This is a genomic window from Anabaena sp. CCY 0017, from assembly GCF_963920885.1.
Taxonomy (GTDB): Bacteria; Cyanobacteriota; Cyanobacteriia; order Cyanobacteriales; family Nostocaceae; genus Nodularia.
Window position 1 is genome coordinate 1 of sequence record NZ_CAWUDG010000021.1, and the last position, 19,358, is coordinate 19,358.

Annotated in this window: 21 protein-coding genes and 1 pseudogene; 14 read left to right on the top strand and 8 right to left on the bottom strand. The window is 41.2% G+C overall.

Features of this window, described 5'->3' with window-relative positions; translation table 11 throughout:
- Positions 1 to 319 (top strand): annotated as a pseudogene (locus ACM0OW_RS20000) (GTPase); the annotation flags it as partial.
- 441 nt (positions 320 to 760) lie between these two features.
- Here ACM0OW_RS20000 and ACM0OW_RS20005 read toward each other — a convergent pair.
- Positions 761 to 1,270 carry an orange carotenoid protein N-terminal domain-containing protein gene (locus ACM0OW_RS20005; protein WP_414551897.1) on the bottom strand — a complete coding sequence of 170 codons (510 nt, stop codon included), beginning with the start codon at positions 1,268 to 1,270 and terminating at the stop codon, positions 761 to 763.
- A 423-nt stretch (positions 1,271 to 1,693) separates the two neighbouring features.
- On the opposite strand from ACM0OW_RS20005, the gene ACM0OW_RS20010 reads away from it, so the two are divergent.
- Positions 1,694 to 1,966, top strand: a complete 273-nt coding sequence (locus tag ACM0OW_RS20010) for a Precorrin-3B methylase (RefSeq protein WP_414551898.1) — start codon at positions 1,694 to 1,696, stop codon at positions 1,964 to 1,966.
- Between the two features lie 100 nt (positions 1,967 to 2,066).
- Positions 2,067 to 2,831 (top strand): Tic22 family protein, encoded by a 765-nt coding sequence (locus tag ACM0OW_RS20015; RefSeq protein WP_414551899.1) that lies wholly within the window; start codon positions 2,067 to 2,069, stop codon positions 2,829 to 2,831.
- A 161-nt stretch (positions 2,832 to 2,992) separates the two neighbouring features.
- Here ACM0OW_RS20015 and ACM0OW_RS20020 read toward each other — a convergent pair whose 3' ends face one another.
- Positions 2,993 to 3,634, bottom strand: a complete 642-nt coding sequence (locus tag ACM0OW_RS20020; protein ID WP_414551900.1) for a DUF3386 domain-containing protein — start codon at positions 3,632 to 3,634, stop codon at positions 2,993 to 2,995.
- 101 nt (positions 3,635 to 3,735) lie between these two features.
- On the opposite strand from ACM0OW_RS20020, the gene ACM0OW_RS20025 reads away from it, so the two are divergent.
- Positions 3,736 to 4,410 (top strand): LuxR C-terminal-related transcriptional regulator, encoded by a 675-nt coding sequence (locus ACM0OW_RS20025; RefSeq protein ID WP_414551901.1) that lies wholly within the window; start codon positions 3,736 to 3,738, stop codon positions 4,408 to 4,410.
- Between the two features lie 70 nt (positions 4,411 to 4,480).
- Here the strand turns inward: ACM0OW_RS20025 and ACM0OW_RS20030 are convergent, their stop codons facing one another.
- Both ACM0OW_RS20030 and ACM0OW_RS20035 read right to left on the bottom strand, forming a co-directional pair.
- Entirely contained in the window at positions 4,481 to 4,882 is a 402-nt protein-coding gene (locus ACM0OW_RS20030) for a hypothetical protein (RefSeq protein WP_414551902.1), read from the bottom strand.
- A 144-nt stretch (positions 4,883 to 5,026) separates the two neighbouring features.
- Positions 5,027 to 5,899, bottom strand: coding sequence for a zinc metalloprotease HtpX (locus tag ACM0OW_RS20035; RefSeq protein ID WP_414551903.1), 873 nt, complete (start codon positions 5,897 to 5,899; stop codon positions 5,027 to 5,029).
- Between the two features lie 443 nt (positions 5,900 to 6,342).
- Between ACM0OW_RS20035 and ACM0OW_RS20040 the strand changes: the two genes are divergently transcribed.
- Positions 6,343 to 6,630, top strand: coding sequence for a hypothetical protein (locus ACM0OW_RS20040; protein ID WP_414551904.1), 288 nt, complete (start codon positions 6,343 to 6,345; stop codon positions 6,628 to 6,630).
- Positions 6,631 to 6,676: 46 nt separating this feature from the next.
- Here ACM0OW_RS20040 and ACM0OW_RS20045 read toward each other — a convergent pair whose 3' ends face one another.
- Entirely contained in the window at positions 6,677 to 6,988 is a 312-nt protein-coding gene (locus tag ACM0OW_RS20045) for a type ISP restriction/modification enzyme (protein ID WP_414551905.1), read from the bottom strand.
- Positions 6,989 to 6,990: 2 nt separating this feature from the next.
- Positions 6,991 to 7,173 carry a type II toxin-antitoxin system HicB family antitoxin gene (locus ACM0OW_RS20050; protein WP_414551906.1) on the bottom strand — a complete coding sequence of 61 codons (183 nt, stop codon included), beginning with the start codon at positions 7,171 to 7,173 and terminating at the stop codon, positions 6,991 to 6,993.
- A 202-nt stretch (positions 7,174 to 7,375) separates the two neighbouring features.
- Between ACM0OW_RS20050 and ACM0OW_RS20055 the strand changes: the two genes are divergently transcribed.
- From ACM0OW_RS20055 to minE, 4 genes are all read left to right on the top strand, one after another.
- Positions 7,376 to 8,701: a four-carbon acid sugar kinase family protein gene (locus ACM0OW_RS20055; RefSeq protein ID WP_414551907.1), complete on the top strand. Its 1,326-nt coding sequence runs from the start codon at positions 7,376 to 7,378 to the stop codon at positions 8,699 to 8,701.
- Between the two features lie 73 nt (positions 8,702 to 8,774).
- Entirely contained in the window at positions 8,775 to 9,815 is a 1,041-nt protein-coding gene (minC, locus tag ACM0OW_RS20060; RefSeq protein WP_414551908.1) for a septum site-determining protein MinC, read from the top strand.
- A 44-nt stretch (positions 9,816 to 9,859) separates the two neighbouring features.
- Positions 9,860 to 10,666: a septum site-determining protein MinD gene (gene minD / locus ACM0OW_RS20065; protein WP_414551909.1), complete on the top strand. Its 807-nt coding sequence runs from the start codon at positions 9,860 to 9,862 to the stop codon at positions 10,664 to 10,666.
- Positions 10,667 to 10,702: 36 nt separating this feature from the next.
- Complete coding sequence (minE, locus tag ACM0OW_RS20070; RefSeq protein WP_414551910.1) at positions 10,703 to 11,002, top strand: cell division topological specificity factor MinE; 300 nt, start codon at positions 10,703 to 10,705, stop codon at positions 11,000 to 11,002.
- Positions 11,003 to 11,156: 154 nt separating this feature from the next.
- Here minE and ACM0OW_RS20075 read toward each other — a convergent pair whose 3' ends face one another.
- On the bottom strand, positions 11,157 to 12,425 hold the full coding sequence (locus ACM0OW_RS20075) for a hypothetical protein (protein WP_414551911.1): 1,269 nt from the start codon (positions 12,423 to 12,425) through the stop codon (positions 11,157 to 11,159).
- A gap of 989 nt (positions 12,426 to 13,414) precedes the next feature.
- On the opposite strand from ACM0OW_RS20075, the gene fmt reads away from it, so the two are divergent.
- Complete coding sequence (gene fmt, locus ACM0OW_RS20080) at positions 13,415 to 14,416, top strand: methionyl-tRNA formyltransferase (protein WP_414551912.1); 1,002 nt, start codon at positions 13,415 to 13,417, stop codon at positions 14,414 to 14,416.
- Here the strand turns inward: fmt and ACM0OW_RS20085 are convergent.
- Positions 14,413 to 14,772 carry a DUF6464 family protein gene (locus tag ACM0OW_RS20085; RefSeq protein WP_414551913.1) on the bottom strand — a complete coding sequence of 120 codons (360 nt, stop codon included), beginning with the start codon at positions 14,770 to 14,772 and terminating at the stop codon, positions 14,413 to 14,415. The two genes, fmt and ACM0OW_RS20085, sit on opposite strands and share 4 nt — an antisense overlap.
- Positions 14,773 to 15,209: 437 nt before the next feature.
- Here ACM0OW_RS20085 and psaC point away from each other — a divergent pair, with 437 nt between their 5' ends.
- From psaC to ACM0OW_RS20105, 4 genes are all read left to right on the top strand, one after another.
- A complete protein-coding gene (gene psaC, locus ACM0OW_RS20090) occupies positions 15,210 to 15,455 on the top strand; it encodes a photosystem I iron-sulfur center protein PsaC (RefSeq protein ID WP_414551914.1) in 246 nt (81 codons plus the stop codon).
- Positions 15,456 to 15,695: 240 nt separating this feature from the next.
- Positions 15,696 to 17,594: a glutamine--fructose-6-phosphate transaminase (isomerizing) gene (gene glmS / locus ACM0OW_RS20095; RefSeq protein WP_414551915.1), complete on the top strand. Its 1,899-nt coding sequence runs from the start codon at positions 15,696 to 15,698 to the stop codon at positions 17,592 to 17,594.
- A 429-nt stretch (positions 17,595 to 18,023) separates the two neighbouring features.
- Complete coding sequence (locus ACM0OW_RS20100) at positions 18,024 to 18,200, top strand: hypothetical protein (RefSeq protein ID WP_414551916.1); 177 nt, start codon at positions 18,024 to 18,026, stop codon at positions 18,198 to 18,200.
- On the top strand, positions 18,185 to 19,354 hold the full coding sequence (locus ACM0OW_RS20105) for an ATP-binding protein (RefSeq protein ID WP_414551917.1): 1,170 nt from the start codon (positions 18,185 to 18,187) through the stop codon (positions 19,352 to 19,354). The genes ACM0OW_RS20100 and ACM0OW_RS20105 overlap by 16 nt, the downstream gene beginning before the upstream one ends.
- Positions 19,355 to 19,358: the final 4 nt, after the last annotated feature.

The following is a 19,358-nucleotide window of genomic DNA, read 5'->3' on the forward strand; positions in this document are numbered from 1 at the left end:
AAGCGACAACCAAATCAGTATATTACCAGATGCGATCGCCCGTCTGCAAAATCTCGCCACACTGTATTTACGCGGCAACCCCATTGAAAAGCCACCACTGGAAGTTGTACAAAAAGGTCTAGAGGCAATTAGAGATTATTTCCGACAATTAGAGGCGGAAGGCACAGATTATCTGTATGAGGCTAAATTGCTGATTGTGGGTGAAGGTGGTGCAGGTAAAACTACTCTGGCAATTACCATTGCCTTATCTAGCTTTAACAATTATTGGCACAGCTATATTTATTGTCTTAATTGGGGTTTTACAACTGCGTCAAGATGACCGCTTATCTGAGATAAATACTGTAGATTTGATAAAAATGGTATTAGAACAATTACCTTTAATTGGCAATTTGATTAACCAGATTAAAGGTAAAAAATAAAATTACTGTACATAACGCGAAACCTAACCCCCTAACCCCCTTCCCTACTAGGGAAGGGGGGAAAATTTAAAGCCTCTCTCCTTGCAGGGGCTACGGTGTACACACAAGTGATCTGATCCCCCTAAATCCCCCTAAACCCCTTCGGGGATGCGCCTTCGGCGTAGAAAAAGGGGGACTTTGATTCTAGTTCCCCCCTTATCAAGGGGGGTTAGGGGGGATCGAAACGCTCTTAGGCAACTTGATAAGACTTGTGTGTACACGGTAGCCTTGCAGGGGAGAGGAATGGAAGTGGGGTTTTCCAGATCCCGTGAAAAGTCAGATTGGGGATCTATATTTGCTACTTATAGCACCTGCTTTAAGAAGGATACTAAATCGTTAGGTTCTAAGGATTTGAGGGTGTTAAATACTTCTGTTGCAGGTTGAGAAAGGCTATAGTCATGGGGAATAGCAATGATTGTAGTTCCCAACCTTTCAGCTAACACAGACCAAAAAGCCACCTTAGCTTCAGGTTTCATTGCGCCATACTCACCTGTGGGAATTGTGGTTCCGCCTTGTGCAAGTTCTACTGTGGCTTTGGTAGGATGTGGATCAAGCATGATTTCATCTTGATCATTTTTTGTAGCTGGTAGCAAGTCACGCAAGGCATAAAGTTGTTCTTCTGGGGAAACTTGCTGAATTTGTGCTACTAACTCTGCTGGTTTTTGTGTTGGTAAGGCATCTATCATATCAGCAGGAAGTTGATTAGCAATTTGGGTATAAAGTCGCCCTATTACTGCTAATCTATCGTCTATATCCAACTGTTTAAATTTGGATGCGCTTTGCTGAACAGGGTTAATGTTGGTAGATGTCATAAAAGCCTCCAGTTTGATGATATTTTTGCTCTAAAAAGGTGGGAAATTTAATTTTTGGCCTTTTTTAAGGTTAGAAATTTATGTTCTATGTCAGGCACTATAGAAAGATAGAGAATTATTGCAAAATATAATGTTTTAAGCCACCCATAGGATGGATGAAATGTCAATATTTTATGTTTGGTAAATTGATTTCTGAGGCGGGTATTTGGGTGATGGGGAAGAGTATCGAACCACAGAGGCGCAGAGGTCGCAGAGGAGGAGGAGGTAAGCGGCGATTCTACCTCATAAACCTGCAATACGCGTAAACCTTCAATTATGATTGCTCAAATGAGTCTAAATCGCTACGATCTGCTTTGCAGCAGCGCTGAGTGCAAAGCACACGCTCCGCGAACGCTATCGCATTATAAATTTATCGCGCTGACTATGGCAAAGCCAGACCCTCCACTCACTGGAGATTCATTAATCAAAGAAGTCTGTCGCCGGATTCGAGTAGCCCGCAGTTATTGGGATGCTCATAATAATGCTGCTTGTCGGGGTGAAAGAGACCGTGCTTTAGCCCTCTACAACACATTAACCAAAGAACAAAAACAGCAAATCCCGCAAGCATTGCGGGTATGGTTACGCTATCGTAGTGAGAAATACTTTGGCGAACACCGCACACCGCCCAAATCGGCACGAAAATCGTCTAAGGGCTAATAGTCGAAGATTTATTAAATCGCCTTGATATTGTTCAAACACAACGATTACTGCAACAATTAGTGAGTTTGTGGGTTTAATAGCCGTAACGAGAGAAATTATGAAATCATTACTTCGTCGGGGTAAAGCATTCGGTATAGTTACTACTGCTGTATTATTGAGTTTATTTGGTAGCATCACATCTGTCTTGGCATTATCGCAAGAACAAATTAAACAAAAACTTGATGCTGTACCAGTATATTTAATCACTAATGAGGAAGGTTCACCATTAACTCGTTCTGTTCCAGCCGAGCAAAACGGCCAAAAAGCTATGACAGTGGCTGGTGTTTATATGAGTCAACAAGAAGCTGAGGCTGTAATTACCGAATTACAAAGTGCCAAAAATAAAGACCAACGATTGACGGATTTAGTAAAAAATTTACAAGTAGAAGTTGTACCACTGGGATTTATTTATCAAAAATTAAAACAGTCTGAAAATAAGCCAGATTCCGTCGTATTTGCGCTGCAACCAGTAAAACAAGAAGTAACAGCAGCAAAAGACTTACTGCGCCAAAGTGGTGAAAAAGTTGAGCAGTTTCCCGGTGTACCTGTATTTGTGGTTAGATTTGCTCCCGATGAAGGGTATGTAGCTATCAAATCAAATTCTGATAGTCAAGAACTAATCCCGATGTTCTTAAGTAAGCAAGATGCACAAGGTTTGTTAAATCGAGTTAAACCTGAGTTTTCCAAGGCTGAAATTCAAGTCATCGATATCGATTCAGTCATTGAAAATTTAGAAAAAAAGAATGATGAATGGTTCAAGCAAGTGGTTATTGTGCCATCTCCAGAGTCGAGAAAGTTGCTTGAAAGATTACCTCGGAAATGAAGAGAGTGCTGAGTGGGGAGACGCGATTTATCGCGTCTGTACAAGGGAATGGGGAGAGTGCTGAGTGAAGAGCGTTTACAATTTAAATCCCCCTTTTTGAGGGGGATTTGGGGGAATTTAGAATGTTTTGCTACCAACTAGAGTATTTTTCAAACATCCTCTTACAACAGTTTTAAGTTTGAGAAAATAAACTCTTGAGTTGAAGTTTTTCCGGCTGTTTCAGTGCGAATCTCGCGACGATTTAAAATGAAATATTCACCAACTTTTTCATATTCGTCGGTAAACTCACTTCTACCACCTTTTTGTTCCCCTGTTTTGGGGTCATGGTATACAGAGTCATAAGTGTGAGACAAGTAACCTGCGCCAGTGTCATGACTGCTGAAAGTGTCAATGGTTACATAAGTACCGTGGATTAAACGGTGAACGTGGCAAACTTCATTATTGCGAACTTTATATTTATCGCCTTCACCTTTACCACCAACTAAAATTTCAGTTGCACCAGTTTCGTCTGTGTCACCATAGCTGAATTGGTTGGCGCTGTGGGTATCTTCAAAGCTACGACGGACACGGTGAATCGCAATTTCCCAAGCTTGTCCGTGGATGGCTTTTTTGGCTTGCTCATCTTCTACGTCCAATACTTCGGCTTTGAGATTACCGTCAATGACTACTTTACCTGTTAATACTTTGTCATCATATTTATAAGTAATATCTGCGGTATAACCGGGAAAAGTGTTGTCCCAAGTGTAGCGATTTTCATAAGCAGCTTGGAAAAGTTCCCGCGCTGAAAGTTTTGTGATTGTCATAAGCTCTCCTAGCTTGACTAGCTATATTAGCGTTTTATCTTGGCTAGTATTAGCATAGAGGTAATTATGAAGCTTCGCATAGTCCCCAAGTGGGTACACTTATGCCTAATTCTCTTTACGTTGTATTTCAAGCGATCGCAAATGTCAAGAACGAGGAGCAACTAAGACTGGCTCTCATGGATAAAATTGGTGAGTATTTTGGCGTACAACATTGCGGTATCTATCTGATTGATGAACAGCCAAATTCAGAAATGAATGTTCAGACTATTCCCGCAGTCTGTATGGAGAATAACCCAGTCGGGCGCTATGTGGTGGAACGGCACGCTCCCGCCCATGAACAATTAATATTATCACCAGGAGATTGGAAACATTTCTGTTCGCGTCAAGACCATGAACACGTGATGACTGGGCCGATTGTTTGCGATGGTCAGCTTGTGGGTACGTTAAATTTAGCCCGCAATCAAGGAACTGAAGCTTTTAATGCCGATGATATCGCGGATTTAAGTGCTTTGTGCATTCATTTATCAGCCAAACTTGCCACTCTGCGAGCCAAAGAAGCAAAAATATCCAATTCGTTGTTAGTAAGTCCTTTAACCGCCCGTGAGCTAGAAATTGCTGAGTTGGTAGCCCAGGGGTTAACGAATGCGGAAATTGGTCGCAGATTGTGGATAACGCAAAATTCTGTCAAGCAAGCCCTCAAACGGATGTTTCGGAAGCTTGGTGTTTCAGCTCGGAGTGAAATGGTGGCAAAATTACATTTAATTTCTCTTAATTAGTTATCAGGGCGGGTGTACAGAGATTTGCATTTTCCTACAAATAACTTCGGCGAACCCGCCCCTACATTTTTTAAGGACGAGGCGCGTTGAATGCGTCCCAGGCGGCTTGAGCTGCATCTTGCAAGCGATCGCCAAAATCTGTTACTTCTTTAACTAGCAAGTGCCAGTTTCTCTCTGTTTCTTCTTGCATATTAGCCCAAGAATTCTCCAGGCGATCGCGCGAAATCAGTTTTTCCCGTTCAATAGCTTCTCTGGCTTGGCGCACAGCATTCAAATAAGTTTCACGCGTGAGAGTCCCGGCTGAATCAGCCTCACTTTGAGCGCGTCTTTTCAGCGCTTCAATCAACGCTTTAGTTTCACGCTTAATTTCATCAGTCTCACCAGCCATTTCGGTTTCTACCATTTCGTCAGTTTGAGGACTGATTTCCACAATTGCTGTAGATTCTCTGGGTTCGTTGTTGTGAGGATTCATAATCTAATATCCTTAATTGCAAAACTTCTGTTTCTGTTTAGAACTACAAACACGGTTTATTTGCCAAATCTTAGATATTTTCGGCATCTTTTCTTAGTCAGGTCTCTTCCCCAACTTGATTATGCAAATGAAATCTGCAATAGCTTAATAAGCCGTTCTTGGCAATTCTCGCTCTAATTTTAGTAATTCTTCAACTCGTGCTTCCGTAGCTGGGTGACTAGAGAATAAGCTACCTAAAAAGTCTCCCGAAATTGGATTAATAATCAATAACGGTTCAAAAGAGGGGTTAGCATTTAAAGGTAGTTGCTTGGCTGTAGCTTCTAACCTTTGCAGCGCCTGAGCCAAAGCGCGAGGATTCCCCGTCAATCTAGCAGCACCAGCATCGGCGGAAAACTCTCGTGTGCGGGAAATGGCTAGTTGAATAATTGTGGCAGCTATGGGTGCAAGTATTACAGTTAACAAAACACCGAAAATATTTCCACCTCTGTTACCATCTCGCGAACCAGAACCACCAAACCATAAACTGTAACTCACCATTTGTGCCAAAAACGATATCGCCCCGGCAATTGTGGCCGCAACAGCTTGGGTAAGGGTATCACGATTAGTAATATGAGTCAGTTCGTGAGCAATTACGCCTTCGAGTTCATCATCTGGTAATATATTCAAAATGCCTTCAGTAACGGCTACAGCCGCGTGTTCGGGGTCACGTCCCGTAGCGAAAGCGTTGGCAGTTTGACTAGGAACAATGTAAACTCCTGGCATGGGAATATTGGCGCGATCGCTCAATTTCCGTACCATACGATAAAGTCCCGGTGCTTGGGCTTCAGTCACAGGACGGGCGCGGTAGACTCTCAACGCAATCTGATCTGATTGATACCAAGAAAATAGGTTTGTGGCTGCGGCTAAACCGATGCCGATCATTAAGCCACCAGTACCGCCAATTATCCAGTAGCTAATAGCAATTAAAAGACCACTCAGAACAGCCAGCAAAGCAACCGTTTTCAATTGATTGTTCATAATTCTGCTCTCCCGCTAATGCTGCATTAGGTTTTTGAGACAACAGCATTAATTAAGTCGCATTTTTATTGTATCTAGCCAAACTCAGATATTTGTACAGAAAACCTCTCATCTTGAGTACGGATTTCCCGCTTAAACTTTGGCATAGTATTTACACTTATATAAGCCTGGTTAGTTTTTTTAGCTACTTTTTTCCATAAGAAAATATGTATACTTTCCTAAAAAAGGATATACTTTAGAGGTAGTAACAATTATATTTAAAGTAGTTTCCCGCAGACTTTCAGGGTAAAAAATCGTAAGGCAAGTATAGTAACATTAACTACTTGAATTTGTCAATACCTTTTTAACTGATAGACTACCTTGTGATCAAAGTTTAAGTCACACGCTTAATCATATCACAATATAATGTTTAACCAAGCAGCACGATTAAACGTGTATAAACAATGCCAGATACTTCAAATTTAATTTCCGAATTTGAAACATTATTTAGACAAAAATTAAAATTAAACAACTGTAAGCTGAAAAAGAAAAAGCAAGAGAATAATTATGAAATTATAACTCCAGCCAAAGATATTTTTCTCATGTCCTGGTGCGATTTTCCAGACATTAACTTGATATATCAACCAATAGGGGTACGCACACAGCAAACTGGAGTTTACGAACGAGCCATCCGTTCCCACATTAGTTTCTGTTTGAATAGTATCAAAGATAATACACAGACTGCTGTATAGATTTAATCAGATTTGGGGTGGGTAGCACTCACCCTCAAGCATTACTTCATCTTTTTACAATATACTCTTCATCATCTAGGCGATTGGAATCATTTGTAATGCTGGTGTATTGGTAATGGTTGCGATATTCTTTTAACGCCCAATCAGTAATATCTTCTTTACGGTTTGTTCCGTCTTCGTCGTAGTTATAAAAAGGTAAACATTGCGCTTTTTCAAAAGCAAAATTCAAAGCCAGAATAAACTTTGAAATAAAAATTCCAACGGTAAGACAAATAACCTGATTTTCTTGTTCAGTTTCAGGAGTAGGGGCGCAAGGCCTTGCGCCCCTACTGCTTGGTCTATGGTCAACCCTAAGCAAATTTACTCATGTTCTAATTTATCAGCAATCACTCGCAGAGCTAAAGCCTGAACATTCAATATAGCTTGTTGTTGAGTAAAAGCATACACTAAAACACCAGGTATTTCTAAAATTTCTGCAATCCAACGACCGTCATCTTCTTGTTCAACTTCAATTGTAAACTGAGAGGGTATTGAGCTTTGCATGAAATCATCTCTAGACTCTTTTTTTAACAAATATATTAAAACTCCTCCCACCTGAATACCAAATACATTATGAGTTGCACCAGACAGCTTGGGGTTTTTGCGAACATTCCCTGCTAAATCAACGTCTTGACTGCCATATAAAAAGTATTCCGAACAGATTTTGCGGGATAATAAAAAATTACTTCCAAATCACACAGCTTTTATGAGTAATAAACCCAAAATTATTGTCTTAGATGATGACCCTACAGGATCGCAAACAGTCCATAGTTGCTTACTGCTGATGCACTGGGATGTGGACACTTTACGCCTTGGCTTGCAAGATAATTCACCCATTTTCTTTGTCTTGACCAATACGAGATCCTTACCTCCAGAGTCAGCAACATCTGTGACTAGAGAAGTTTGTCAAAATTTAAAACTGGCTTTAGCGGCAGAAAATATCACTGATTTCTTAATTGTTAGCCGTTCTGATTCTACACTCAGGGGACATTATCCCATCGAAACTGATGCGATCGCTCAAGAACTTGGCCCCTTTGATGCTCATTTTCTTGTCCCTGCATTTTTCGAGGGTGGACGCATCACCCGTGACAGCGTACATTACCTGATAATTGATGATGTACCTACCCCAGTACATGAAACAGAATTTGCCCGTGATTCGGTGTTCAGCTACCATCATAGTTACTTACCTAAGTACGTAGAAGAAAAAACCCAAGGGCGGATTCAGGCGGAATCTGTAACTAGATTTTTACTTGATGATATCCGGGCGGGTAGTTTAGAACGCTTATTACAACTCAGTCATAATCAGTGCGCTGTGGTAGATGGTGAAACTCAATCTGACCTCAATTCTTTTGCTGTGGATGTGCTAACAGCAGCAAGTCAAGGAAAACGCTTTTTGTTTCGCAGTGCTGCCAGTATTTTAACAGCTTTGGCTGCCTTACCTCCTCAACCCATTGCCGCAGAAAATATGGCGGAATATGTGCGCGGAGGTAAACCAGGGGCGATAATTGTGGGTTCCCACGTCAAAAAAACAACTCAGCAGTTGCATTCGTTATTGCAAGTTGAGGGGACGGCGGGAATTGAAGTTGATGTGGCGCGGTTACTTGATTATGGAGTTAAGGAATCGGCTAAATTGCTAACGGAGATTTCAGAAAGTATAAAATTAGCCCATGCTGCTGGTAAAACCCCAGTAGTTTATACTAGTCGTCAGGAACTCACTTTTAAAGATGTCACTACCAGATTAGAGTTTGGCGTGAAAGTTTCTAGTTTATTGATGGATATTGTGCGGAGTTTACCAGCTGATATTGGTTTCTTAATCAGCAAGGGTGGAATTACCTCCAACGATGTGTTGAGTACGGGTCTGTCTTTAAATTCAGCCCGGTTACTGGGACAAATTCTAGCTGGTTGTTCAATGGTAATCACCACTTCAGAACATCCTCTGTTTCCCAATTTGCCCGTAGTGCTGTTTCCTGGTAATGTTGGCGATGCTGATGCCTTGGGGACTATTTACAAAAGACTAACTAAAAATACATAAGTAAAGATATTTTTGTATTTTGCAAATCACTTAATATTAGTAATTAATTGGTGTATCTCTTGGCTGGTGCTGCATGACTTCTGATTCTCACATCCCCAATTTAGAGCCAAATTCTGCACACTCTGATGCTGGGTCTAACTCTCAACTTTCGGATTTAGAAGTAAATCCTACCTTTGCTGACGATAGGGAGTCGAATTTGGATATTTCTGATGGCGATTCTCATGATATTATCCCGGATGCAGAGCTAAATTCTGTTATCCTTTATTTACAATCAAATTCTGATTCTGATGATCTAGAGTCAAATTCTAGCGGGACTGATTTGGTAGATTTGGATATTGACTCTCCTGACTCCATAACAGCAGAGAATAGGTTAAGAAACCATATTCAAGTGCAGTTAAAAACAGAGGGGGAAAGACTGTTAGTAATTTTGCCAACAGAATCTCAAATACCAGCCTCAGAACTCGCTTGGTCTGATATTTGGCAACAATTGAAGTTGCGCTTAAATGCAGGCGATCGCTTACGAACATCCAGCACACCAGTACATTTGATCGCCAAAGACCGCTTGTTAGATGGCAGACAACTGCAAGAATTCGCCGAAGCCTTCAGCGAAGCCCAATTAGAGTTAAAATCTGTAGCTACCAGTCGTCGCCAAACAGCGATCGCGGCTGTGACATCTGGCTACTCAGTCGAACAACTCCAACCCGAAACTTCACTCAATTCGGAGTTGAAAGTTGCAACTAAAACCTCCGCCGATGCCCTATATCTGGAAATGACTGTCCGTTCGGGGACAGAAATTCGTCATCCTGGAACAGTAATTCTTTTAGGAGATATAAATCCAGGTGGTATCGTAATTGCAGAGGGAGATATTGTAATATGGGGACGACTACGTGGAATTGCTCATGCGGGTGCTGGAGGCAATCGTGAGTGTCTGATTATGGCCTTGCAAATGGAACCAACCCAGTTGCGGATCGCAGATACTGTAGCTAGATCACCAGAAAAATCACCGATGCAGGTTTTTCCAGAAGTGGCGCACATTACGCCCGAAGGAATACGCATCGCCAGGGCTAATGATTTTTCCCGAAACCAATTAAATAGGATAAATCAGGTTCCATAAGTATTTACTATATTTCCTGAACCCTCATCGAGCGCAACTCTAACATGACTCGCATTATTGTGATTACCTCCGGTAAAGGAGGAGTGGGTAAAACCACCGTTTCCGCAAATTTAGGCATGACTTTAGCCAAAATTGGTCGTCAAGTTGCTTTAGTTGATGCCGATTTTGGTCTGAGAAATTTGGATTTGTTATTAGGATTAGAAAACCGCATTGTCTATACTGCGGTGGAAGTTCTGGCTAGGGAGTGCCGATTAGAACAGGCATTGGTGAAAGATAAACGACAACCCAATCTCGTATTACTACCAGCCGCCCAAAATCGTTCTAAAGATTCAGTTACTCCTGAACAAATGAAATTGTTAGTGAATGCACTAGCGCAAAAATTTCAGTACGTAATTATCGATAGTCCGGCTGGGATTGAAAACGGATTTAAAAATGCGATCGCCCCAGCCAAAGAAGCCCTGATTGTCACCACGCCGGAAATCTCCGCAGTTCGTGATGCTGACAGAGTAGTGGGTTTACTAGAAGCACAAGGCATTAAACGCGCCCATCTAATCATTAACCGCATCCGACCCGCAATGGTACGGGCAAATGATATGATGTCTGTGCAAGATGTTCAGGAACTTCTGGCAATACCCCTAATCGGGGTAATCCCTGATGATGAGCGTGTTATTGTTTCTACCAATCGCGGCGAACCTTTGGTATTAGGGGATACCCCCTCATTAGCTGCCTTAGCCTTTGATAATATTGCCCGTAGATTGGAAGGAGAAAAAGTCGATTTTCTTGATCTCGACGCACCCAGCGACAACATCTTCGCCCGTCTGCGAAAGTTGTTATGGACAAAAATTGGTTAACTCACTCATGTTCCAATCTCCGCACACCCATTGGCAATGATTCTTGAACTTATAGAACGATTATTTGTACGTACTCCTGACACCAGTCGCACTCAAGTGAAACGTCGCTTGCAACTGGTGATTGCCCACGACCGCGCTGATTTAGACCCTCAAAAGTTAGAAAAAATGCGACAAGAAATCCTAGAAATAGTTTGTCGCTATGTAGAAATCGAGACAGAAGGACTAGAGTTTTCTCTAGAAAGCAACCAACGCACCACAGCGTTAATTGCTAATTTACCCATCCGTCGAGTCAAAGAAGCCACAGATGAATTAGAAAACAGCGAAAAATCAGAGTAGTTTAGATTAATCACTATTCTAAGTAGGGTGTGTTGTCGCATAGCGCAACGCACCGTATTGACGCTCAACCGCCTTGACCGAAGGAATACTGAGACGAAAAAAATTCCCGATGTTTTTGGATCTCACAACGGGAATTAATCAATTTTTTGGGAATTTATCGAGAAGCAAATTGTGGGCCAGCCCAAACTTCGGTAATCTTTTTACCAAAAGTAATCGGCTGATCTGCATCTGTGGGATTTACAGTTTGACCATCAGTGGTAACTTGCACCAAAGGCCAGTCTTCTTCCCCCATTTCTCCCGCACGGAAAAGCGCATTATCTGGTTTGTTTTTACTCCAACCTAATAAAATCGCAATTTTCTCATGTTCATGTTCCTCACGCGCCGGAGCCACTGTATTAATATTATTTTTTTGCCGATCCCAAATGACTGCTTGATCGGTAGAATCGCCTGTGTTAAACTTACCCTCAAATTTACGGGCTAAGAAGCGATCGCTTTTTTCTGACCAGCTAACAGGAACTAAAACCCCTATTTTGCCACTCCTATCTGTATCGAGTGCTTCTAAGGATGAAAGCTTTTGCTTTAATAAAGGATCACTCACAGGCGCAGTTGAAGCCATCACCCGCAACAAATTAGTTTGCGTGTCCTCTACAAACATCACACTGCTAACTTTGCTGTTATACATTTCTGGTCTTACCTCTAGTTCCACCCGACTGTAAACCACATATCTACCATCAGGAGAAGTCACAGGGACACTACGATAGTGACGAACTCCCGAACCTCCATTGGCCGCAATCGCCTCCTGAGTCGCCAAAATCCATTTCCAAGGAATGGGATGGGGGCTACCGATGGGATCATTCTGTGCCATTTGCGCCTCATCCATTTCTTCGAGAACAGGTGTTTCCGGGGTTAAAATAGGTTCAAAATTTCCCGGTCTTGTTCTCAATGATTTAGCGGTCAATAAGCTATTACCCAGATTGAATGATTTTTCTAAGTTCAATTTACTAACAGACGTTTCTGGAACTGGTGCTAATTCCACTGCTGCGAATGGAAAATCTGCATCTACATCACTGCTAGAGAAAAAATCATCTGCTACTAAAGACTCAGTTTTGCTCGTTTGTAAGATTGACGGTTCCCTAATAGAAGCCATTAACAATGGCAGAGAATCAGATTTTTTAATTACGGCGGGTATGGGAGATGTTGTTAATAATTCAACTAAATAAGGTTCATTCATGGTAGCCACTGCTGACGGTACAGAATTAAATGCTGCCGTTGCGCCAGTAATTTTCGTGACTACTTTTGATTGTTTGGCTGAACTAGAGTGACCTGAGATTGCGACTAAGGGTGCAATCAGCATCACAAGGGCAACATAATTGAGAGATGGTTGAAGGCGGAACCAACCTGACAGCAAGAAGAGTTTGAGCATAAGTAGACTCTCTAGGGAGGGCGGGTGCTGTGTGAAGAGCAATGCCTAAGCAGTAAGGAAGCAGGCGATAATTACAGGTATAACAACAAACTTCTAGTTTTAGCCAGTAAAACTCAATAATTTCTTCAAAGTTTGCAGATTTTTACAAAACTTTAGTCTCATGTTTCAAACCTCATGGCTGAAAAATTGGCGAACAAAAATTGTGCAGATTAACTAAAAGTTACTGCATCAAATATGCTGTTGACACTACCCTGAATAGGTGACAACCTCAAATAAAGGCCTTTAGTTACAGGTATTAAACCTATGATGTTATAGGTTTAAATTACTGACGACATAGAGGCAGAGCAAAACGACTGAACTGTTGATACTGGCACTAGCAAAAGCTAAGGCGCTGGTGGTTTCCCTATTGATTCCTGATACAACAGAACTGACCCTGATAATGGGAGAAAAACTGAGGCGTGACTTTAAAATCTAGGAAGGGTGACGCACAACTTATAATACGAAAACAACACCGCTAGCATCCACCCTAAGATATAAATACGGCGCGCCGGCTAACTTGTTAGCCAGTCAACCTATTAAACATCTCCGACAAAGTAGAGACGTTGCATGGAAGGTTTGTACAACGGTTCCAAATAACGCATATTTTATTGTCACCAGATGTCTATGACATAAGTGTATCAAGATACCCTGATTTTCTCCAATATGACACCACTTTAGCATCAAAAAAATGAATTTCGCACTATTTTCTGGAAGAAGTCTGGGTAGTGGAAACCCTGGACTAGGGAAAATGTGCATTTATCAGCAAATGCAGACCCCTTCCTATCTATACCATTGTCAGGGATTGAGTACATATTACTGAAGTCGGCAAAAATCGCTTAAACTGCATCACCCAAGATAAAATTGTTTAAATTGGTTTGTAGTCAGGACTTTAGTCCTATTTTTTAAAGACATTGATTATTTCAAATGACCTACGCAATGAATAAGAACTAATGAAAGTAGTATTTTTTGGAACACCTCACTTCGCCGTTCCTACTCTAGAAAAATTACTGAATCAACCAGAGTTTGAAGTATTAGCCGTTGTTACCCAACCAGATAAACGTCGGGAACGAGGTAACAAACTTATCCCTTCACCAGTAAAAAACGTTGCCATTAACCACAACTTACCTGTATGGCAACCACAACGGATAAAAAAGGATACTGAAACTTTAACCCAACTTCGAGAATGTGATGCAGATGTATTTGTGGTTGTAGCCTATGGACAGATTTTATCCCCAGAAATCTTGGATATGCCCAAGCTGGGCTGCATTAATGTGCATGGCTCAATTTTACCCCAGTATCGTGGCGCAGCACCCATTCAGTGGTGTCTGTACAACGGTGAAAAAGAAACGGGGATCACTACAATGTTAATGGATGCCGGAATGGATACTGGGGCAATGCTATTGAAAGCAACTACACCGATTAGATTGCTAGATCATGCCCAGGATTTAGCCCAGAGGCTATGTGTCATTGGTGGAGATTTATTAGTAGAAACTCTGTTTAAACTGGAAAATCGGGAAATTGCACCTGTTCCCCAAGATGAAGCCGAAGCGACTTATGCTCCTTTGATTCAAAAGCATAACTATACTTTGGATTGGTCAAAGAGCGCTATTCAATTACATAACCAAATCAGAGGCTTTTACCCTAACTGCACAGCCACCTTTCGCAATCAAAGCATAAAAATTATTGCCTCCCTTCCGCTTGGTGATGCTTACGGTTATGAACCGACACCTGAATTAACAGAAATTTCCCAAAAATTGCCTGATTTATCAACTATATCAGGAAGTATAGGAGAAGTAGTAAGCATCGCCAAGGGAATTGGCGCTATTATCCAAACTGGTGAGGGTTTGCTACTTTTACGCGAGGTTCAGTTAGCTGGCAAACGTCCACAGTCGGGATGGGATTTTGTGAATGGGAACCGTTTAACGGTAGGAGAGGTTTTCGGCAATGGTTAAACTTCTAATTTTTCGTAGAAATTGCAAGACTCACAAGGGCCTTCTGGCTTGACAGCACAGCGCATAATTTCCGATTGGGCATTATAGCTACAGGTAGCATCACCAATTACCCAACGTCCTTTCACTAAAGTTTTCTCTGTGGGTCTTTTGGCAGACTGTACATAAAGAGCTACATTCCACAAGTGGTAACGTCCTGACTTCAATTGATATCTGTGGCGGCGTTCTAATACCGCATAGGTTTTACCTTCAAAATCGACGTAGTTTCCTGGTTGGGGTGTCCAATCGAGTTGGACTCTGCCGAGTGACTGACTGGGATGTGTCAGAATTACCTCGGTTGCTAAAGAGTCTGGCTCCATAAGTTTATGTGATGGGATTTACATCAATTATAAAGAAAAGTCCGAAAAGCTTATACCAAATTAACGCGATCGCCCGAAACGGGGCTTTGCCCATCGCTATTAATGAAGCAAAATATTTAGTCACAAATTTCTGCAATTCAATATTGTATAGTTACAAACCAATAATTGTCATAGATAACTCTAATATTTCCTACATATAAATTAACAAATATCAGCCATTTGAAAAAGCATTAAAGTAAATCCGCGCCCATGATATCGTTGATATATAAGCAACAGAGAGATTTCGGCATAAAAATTTTGCTCATTGCCTATGACTGTCGATGGCATTGTTTAAAGTTATGTAGCCTTTTAATGACCGACTGTAAGCTACTGCTGTAAACTATGCTTTGATATGATTCTTTCGCAGAGAAGAATACTGGAAAGGAGCCTTTTTCTCAATGTCTCATACCGTTAAAATTTACGATACCTGCATTGGCTGCACCCAGTGCGTCCGCGCTTGCCCTACAGACGTGTTGGAGATGGTTCCCTGGGATGGCTGTAAAGCTTCTCAACTTGCCGCTTCACCCCGCACCGAAGACTGTGTAGGATGTAAGCGTTGTGAAACTGCTTGCCCTACTGACTTTTTGAGCATCCGAGTTTATCTAGGTGCTGAAACAACTCGCAGCATGGGTCTAGCTTACTAGGGGATTTTCTGGAAATTCCTGATTGGTTCCACAACTGAGTGTTTCCATAGCAAGCTGCTTTAAGCTTGTAGGGTGGGTTCTGCTCACCCTACTAAAATTTTTCTTTTAGTTTAAAAATTCAAAAATCATAATACCTGGTAGCATAGGGAGCAACTTGCTCCTTTTTTTTTGGACAAAACGCCGCTTCTATGCTGGCAACTAGATTAAATTAAATTATATTCAAATCAGAGTGGTGTGAGTATGTGTGGAATCGTTGGGTATATAGGGACTCAAGCTGCAACAGATATTTTACTGGCTGGGCTAGAAAAACTGGAGTATCGGGGGTATGACTCCGCCGGTATCGCCACTGTCTGGGAAGGTGAAGTGGACTGTGTTCGCGCCAAAGGTAAACTACATAATTTACGTTCTAAACTCGAACAAATCGCCACTCCGGCTCAAATTGGGATTGGTCACACTCGTTGGGCGACTCATGGAAAGCCAGAAGAACACAACGCCCATCCCCATCTGGATATGGCTATGCGGGTGGCAGTGGTGCAAAATGGCATTGTGGAAAATTACCGCGAGTTACGAGAAGAACTCAAACAAAAAGGACACCAGTTTGTTTCCGAAACCGATACTGAAGTTATTCCCCATCTGATAGCTGAATTTTTAAAGCATCCTCCAGCGCCTCATCTCCCTAGTTCCCCATCTCCGCTTTTAGACGCAATTCGTCAAGCTGTTAACTATCTTAGGGGAGCGTTTGCGATCGCAGTTATTTCTGCTGACTACCCAGATGAATTGATTGCGGTTCGTCAACAAGCCCCCCTAGTCATTGGTTTTGGTCAAGGTGAATTCTTTTGCGCCTCCGACACTCCCGCAATTGTGGCTCATACGCGTGCCGTTTTGCCACTAGAAAATGGTGAAATTGCCCGAATGACACCGTTAGGAGTGGAAATTTACAACTTTGCTGGCGACAGGTTAAAGAAACAGCCCCGGATGCTGAATTTGAATCCCACGATGGTAGAAAAGCAGGGATTCAAACACTTTATGCTCAAAGAAATTTATGAGCAACCGGGAGTAGTCCGAGCCAGTTTAGCAGCTTATTTTGATACTGATAGTAATTCTGCTGAGTCAGTTTCACCAATTAACCTCGGCTTACCTCCTGAATTTTACGCAGACTTAGAACAAATTAATATCGTTGCCTGTGGTACAAGTTGGCACGCCGCATTATTAGGAAAATACTTAATTGAACAACTAGCGGGAATTTCCACTCAGGTACATTATGCTTCTGAGTATCGCTATGCACCCTCACCTTTAACAGCAAATACCTTAATTATTGGTGTTACCCAATCCGGTGAAACTGCTGATACCCTAGCAGCTTTGGGTATGGAAAAAGAACGTCGTCAGGGGAAAGAACTCAAGTATCAAGCTCGACTATTAGGGATTACCAATCGCCCAGAAAGCAGCCTGGGGTTAATGGTTCCCCATGTGATCAACACCTTAGCAGGAATTGAAATTGGGGTAGCAGCAACGAAAACTTTTACCGCCCAATTGATGGCATTTTACGCTTTGGCGTTAGATTTAGCGGCTCGTCGTCAGACAGTTTCCCCAGAAAGATTAGCAGAAATTATTCACGGTTTGCGCCAAATTCCTCAAGAAATTGAGGCGACTTTGCAAAGTCAAGAAACTTTAACTGAACATTTAGCACATGAGTTTGCAGACACAACAGATTTTATATTTTTAGGTAGGGGGATCAACTTTCCCATTGCTTTAGAAGGGGCGTTAAAATTAAAGGAAATCAGCTATATTCATGCTGAAGGTTATCCTGCGGGGGAAATGAAACATGGCCCCATTGCGTTATTAGAAGCGAAAGTTCCAGTCGTTGCGATCGCAGTTCCTGGTAATGTATATGAAAAGGTGCTTTCTAATGCCCAAGAAGCCAAAGCCAGAGATTCCCGCTTAATTGGTGTGACTCCTAGCAATGATGGCGAAGCGGCGGAAATCTTTAATGATTTGCTCCCGGTTTCGGAAGTAGATGAATTACTCTCACCGATTCTGACTGTGATTCCTTTACAACTTTTGGCTTATCATATTGCAGCGCGTCGCGGTTTGGATGTTGACCAGCCCCGGAATTTAGCCAAATCAGTCACAGTCGAATAGCATAAATTTATACTTTTAACTCAAGTATAAATACATAAAAAATGAGGGATAAATAAAAAAGTTGCACAACACATAAAAAAATTATACAATTTATCCTGTGGGTGCATGTGTAAGCATTTACAGGAGTTTTTATGGCAACTATTGATCAATAGTTGATTGAGGTATTAATAGTATTTCATCAATGCGATCACATCCCTCAAAAACTAAAATTACTGATTCGGCTTTTTATGGTTGGTGAGTAATCTCCATTGAATCTGGAAACAAATAGTGCCAAATTATTACAGGGCTGGCTTTTAGGAAATTGTACAACTTTATTTTTTGAGGTTTAGGTAAATCTCAACGTAAATGTAACGCTTACCAGCGTTAAAATTGTAGGATTTTTTTATCCTTGTAGAAGAAAAAGCGGATCTTATAAAGAAGTGAAATCAAATGAGTGATAATCAACGGGTAATTCATGCTGAACCAACTAAAGATTTATTCATCTATATGTTGGTGCGAGATATACCGCTTATTCGTGCGATTATCGATCTTATTGACAATTCAGTAGATGGCGCAACTCATTTACAGAGCAATGAGAATTATGAAGGGCTTTGGATAAAATTGTAGTTAACAAAGATAAATTTGAAATTCAAGATAATTGTGGAGGAATAACAGTCAAGGACGCAGAGGAGTATGCTTTCAAATTTGGAAGAGCCAATGATGCTGAAGTAACACCCAAATCAATTGGAAGATTTGGAATTGGGATGAAGCGAGCTTTTTTCAAGATAGGGCAAAAATTTACAGTTGAATCAACTACCTCTAGCTCAAAATTTATAGTTTCAGAAGATGTAGAGGAATGGAAGAAGAAAGACGAATGGACATTGGAATTTTTATCAGTTGAAGAAGATGGTGATTACGAATCCAGTGAAATCGGCACTCGAATATTAATTGAAAAATTGCATGAAAGTGTGTCAGATGACTTAGGATTAGATAATTTTATATCGCAATTAAGCCAAGAGTTAACAATCGCATATTCATTAAAAATAGAAAAAGGATTAAGCATTAGTATAAATAATGAAGACCTGCCTCCCACTACCCTTAATTTTCGTACTTCTGACAAGATTAAAGTTGCAAAATTTGAAAAGGAATATGAATTCTTTGGAAGTCGTGTAATAGATACGCCAGTGCGGGTTCGTTTGTATGCTGGTGTATCAGATAGAAAACTAAATGAAGGTGGATGGTATGTATTCTGCAATGAACGGATGGTTCTTCAAGCTGATCAAACTGAAATAACGGGCTGGGGTACAAAAAATGGTTTCCCAAAATATCATGCTGACTTTGCATTCTTTCGAGGCTATGCTTTCTTCGAGTCTGATGATGCAGCCTATTTGCCTTGGACGACGACAAAAACAGGGATTGACTACGACTCACCAATCTACAAATCCATCAAACAAGAAATATCTCAAGTAACAGTTCCCGTTATTACATTTTTAAGAAAAATGGCAGATGAAAAGAGCCGTGTAGAGCGTGGTGAACTGTCTGAGAGTTTACTTGAGCAATCGTATTTGGACACTTTACCTCATTCTGTATTTCAAGCAGAGACAACTATAACTTTTGAAATTCCTGATCAATCAGAAATTCCTCTTAGCCAGAAGCGTGGAACTATACAATACAACAAATCAATTGAAGAAATTAATCGAGTCAAAGAATTATTAGATGTTTCCTCAAACAAAGACGTTGGTGAAAAAACGTTTGATTACTATTTATTGAATGAAGGATAAAGAT

Coding starts and splice junctions, on each gene's coding strand:
- ACM0OW_RS20100 (WP_414551916.1), top strand. CDS start 18,024: ATGAGTGATAATCAACGGGTAATTCATGCTGAACCAACTAAAGATTTA.
- minE (WP_414551910.1), top strand. CDS start 10,703: ATGATTCTTGAACTTATAGAACGATTATTTGTACGTACTCCTGACACC.
- ACM0OW_RS20010 (WP_414551898.1), top strand. CDS start 1,694: ATGGCAAAGCCAGACCCTCCACTCACTGGAGATTCATTAATCAAAGAA.
- ACM0OW_RS20015 (WP_414551899.1), top strand. CDS start 2,067: ATGAAATCATTACTTCGTCGGGGTAAAGCATTCGGTATAGTTACTACT.
- ACM0OW_RS20050 (WP_414551906.1), bottom strand. CDS start 7,173: ATGCAAAGCTCAATACCCTCTCAGTTTACAATTGAAGTTGAACAAGAA.
- glmS (WP_414551915.1), top strand. CDS start 15,696: ATGTGTGGAATCGTTGGGTATATAGGGACTCAAGCTGCAACAGATATT.
- ACM0OW_RS20005 (WP_414551897.1), bottom strand. CDS start 1,270: ATGACATCTACCAACATTAACCCTGTTCAGCAAAGCGCATCCAAATTT.
- ACM0OW_RS20085 (WP_414551913.1), bottom strand. CDS start 14,772: ATGGAGCCAGACTCTTTAGCAACCGAGGTAATTCTGACACATCCCAGT.
- ACM0OW_RS20055 (WP_414551907.1), top strand. CDS start 7,376: ATGAGTAATAAACCCAAAATTATTGTCTTAGATGATGACCCTACAGGA.
- minC (WP_414551908.1), top strand. CDS start 8,775: ATGACTTCTGATTCTCACATCCCCAATTTAGAGCCAAATTCTGCACAC.
- ACM0OW_RS20040 (WP_414551904.1), top strand. CDS start 6,343: ATGCCAGATACTTCAAATTTAATTTCCGAATTTGAAACATTATTTAGA.
- ACM0OW_RS20035 (WP_414551903.1), bottom strand. CDS start 5,899: ATGAACAATCAATTGAAAACGGTTGCTTTGCTGGCTGTTCTGAGTGGT.
- ACM0OW_RS20025 (WP_414551901.1), top strand. CDS start 3,736: ATGCCTAATTCTCTTTACGTTGTATTTCAAGCGATCGCAAATGTCAAG.
- ACM0OW_RS20075 (WP_414551911.1), bottom strand. CDS start 12,425: ATGCTCAAACTCTTCTTGCTGTCAGGTTGGTTCCGCCTTCAACCATCT.
- minD (WP_414551909.1), top strand. CDS start 9,860: ATGACTCGCATTATTGTGATTACCTCCGGTAAAGGAGGAGTGGGTAAA.
- ACM0OW_RS20030 (WP_414551902.1), bottom strand. CDS start 4,882: ATGAATCCTCACAACAACGAACCCAGAGAATCTACAGCAATTGTGGAA.
- fmt (WP_414551912.1), top strand. CDS start 13,415: ATGAAAGTAGTATTTTTTGGAACACCTCACTTCGCCGTTCCTACTCTA.
- psaC (WP_414551914.1), top strand. CDS start 15,210: ATGTCTCATACCGTTAAAATTTACGATACCTGCATTGGCTGCACCCAG.
- ACM0OW_RS20020 (WP_414551900.1), bottom strand. CDS start 3,634: ATGACAATCACAAAACTTTCAGCGCGGGAACTTTTCCAAGCTGCTTAT.